The sequence below is a fragment of the Vibrio sp. 10N.222.48.A3 genome (assembly GCF_041475345.1).
Taxonomy (GTDB): domain Bacteria; phylum Pseudomonadota; class Gammaproteobacteria; order Enterobacterales; family Vibrionaceae; genus Vibrio; species Vibrio tasmaniensis_A.
In genome coordinates, this window is the sequence record NZ_JBFRVX010001235.1 from 1 (window position 1) to 2,382 (window position 2,382).

Genomic DNA, 2,382 nt, shown 5'->3' on the forward strand with positions numbered 1-2,382 from the left:
AAGGCACGTTAGCGTCTATTTTTTTATCATATCCAGCATGATAGCGACAGACTCATCAAGATAAGCATCTGGGACTTCGTAATCTTTAGGGATATCATCCAACGTTTTAAATGCCTCTAACTTAGCGGCTTTTTGACGTTGATTGATACGCTCTAGACGAAGCACATCCCCATCATCACTCTCTTGTTGACGTACTTTTTCGTTCAGAGAAAGGTCGTTATCATCTTTATCAGCCTTATATTTTTCAATATCTTGCGCGATAAAGCCAAACTCCATGTCTGTCGCAATACGAGCTTGGTGTTGAGCGGTTAAAGCAGCAACTTGCTCATCGTTACGCTGTAACACTGAATAGTTAGCTTTCTCTATGCTGTCCCAAGGCAGAGCATTATCTTCAACACTTTCACCAGTATCTGCTGGATCAATTGCCGTTGGGTAAGCAATATCAGGCACTACACCTTTGTTTTGCGTACTTCCGCCATTGATTCGGTAGAATTTCTGGATGGTGTATTGAACGTAGCCTAACTCTTTATCGAACAAATCATAAATATGATTCAAAGAGCGGTGTTGTTGCACCGTTCCTTTACCGAAAGAGTTTTCACCAAGGATGATTGCACGACCATAATCTTGCATCGCTGCTGCAAAGATTTCAGATGCTGAAGCACTGTAGCGATTCACCAATACCGTTAATGGACCTTGGTAACTAATTTCGCCATCAGTATCACTGTTCACTTTTACACGACCGTAGCTATCACGAACTTGAACAACGGGCCCCTCTTTGATAAACAAACCAGAGAGTTCGGTTGCTTCCGTTAGTGCACCACCACCGTTGTTTCGCAGATCAACAATGATACCTTCGACACCTTGCTCTTTAAGTTCGGTGATCAGTTTATCAGTGTCTTTAGAAAGGCCAACATAGAAGCTTGGTACTTCTAGTACGCCAATCTTCTTGCCATCTTTCTCGATAACTTCTGATTTAACAGCGCGGTCTTCTAAGCGAATCTTATCGCGTACAATTGTGACAACGTGACTTTTTGCATCTTTACCATCTGGCAAGATCTGTAGCTTAACTTTAGTCCCTTTCGGTCCTTTAATTAATTGCACTACATCGTCTAAACGCCAGCCGATAACATCAACAATATCTTCGCCATCTTGGCCGACACCAACAATACGGTCACCATCACTCAATTGTTTGCTGTTTGACGCAGGGCCACCAGCAACGAGAGATCGGATAACGGTGTAGTCGTCTGTCATTTGAAGTACAGCACCAATGCCTTCTAGAGATAGATTCATCTCAGACTGGAATTGCTCTGCATTTCTTGGAGAAAGGTAACTGGTATGAGGGTCAACTTCTCGCGCGAATGCGTTCATGTAGATCTGGAAAGCATCTTCGTTGTGCGATTGCGTAATACGCTTCATCGCATTGTTGTAACGCTTTTCCAAAACTTCTTGAATCTCTGGCCACTCTTTACCTGTAAGTTTTAGATTCAACGCGTCGTATTTAACACGCTTCCTCCAAAGCTCATTCACTTCAGCGATATCTTTTGGCCATTCCGCTTCGCTACGATTGAGCTCAATACTTTCATCAGTATCAAACTTAATCTCAGTATCTAGTAAAGACAGCGCATATTGGAAACGTTCAAAACGCTTCTGCATGGACAAATTATAAACATCGAATGCAATTTGGTTATTACCGGCTTTCAGTTGGTCATCAATTTGTTTAGATGAAGTAGCGAAAGAGTCAATATCAGCTTGAGTGAAGATATTACGGTTATAATCCAACATCTCTAAATAACGATTAAAGATAGCTTGGGAGAAATCATCGTTGAGATTGAAGTGTTTATAGTGGGAACGAGTAAATCGAGAAGTAACACGTTTACTAGCAGTTTCGTGTTGAACCTCAGGAGCGAGTAGAGGTAAATCGTCCTGATTTAATTTGGCTTCAAGAGCCTGAGCTGAAGCTGCTAGCAAAAAGCTAGCAGCAATCAGTGTCAATTTTGAACGGCATTTCATGCGTAGGAGTATCTCCTTTAAGCGCGCAAGTGCTCCGCTTTAACAACCATTTGTAGGCCGTTTGCTAACTGAACACGCACATCTTCCTTATTGATTTCAACAATGGTCGCAGCCATGTTTCCCGTACCCATGTTCACATTTACTTCTTTACCAGTGATAAATTCATCGGCGTTCAAAGCGCGTGTTTCTACAGGCTTTTCTACTTTCGGTGCTTTAGGCGCTTGACGACGAGGCTGTTGAGCTTTTTTCGCTTTAGCTTTCGCTTTGCCTTCGTCACGAGCTTTCTGTGCTTGTTCTTTACGACGAGCCTGAACTTTCGCTTTGCTTTCTGCAAGTGTCGCTTTAGCGTGCTCAACGTGCTCTTCTTCTAGT

The 2,382-nt window shown here is 42.6% G+C and carries 1 protein-coding gene and 1 pseudogene; both read right to left on the bottom strand.

Annotated elements, in window-relative coordinates:
- Positions 1 to 15: 15 nt before the first annotated feature.
- Positions 16 to 2,010, bottom strand: a complete 1,995-nt coding sequence (gene prc / locus AB4653_RS25270) for a carboxy terminal-processing peptidase (RefSeq protein WP_102257892.1) — start codon at positions 2,008 to 2,010, stop codon at positions 16 to 18.
- Between the two features lie 17 nt (positions 2,011 to 2,027).
- Positions 2,028 to 2,382, bottom strand: a pseudogene (locus AB4653_RS25275) (RNA chaperone ProQ); the annotation flags it as partial.

Bases quoted from the DNA above. Each gene is read 5' to 3' on its own strand.
- prc (WP_102257892.1), bottom strand. From the start codon at position 2,010: ATGAAATGCCGTTCAAAATTGACACTGATTGCTGCTAGCTTTTTGCTA.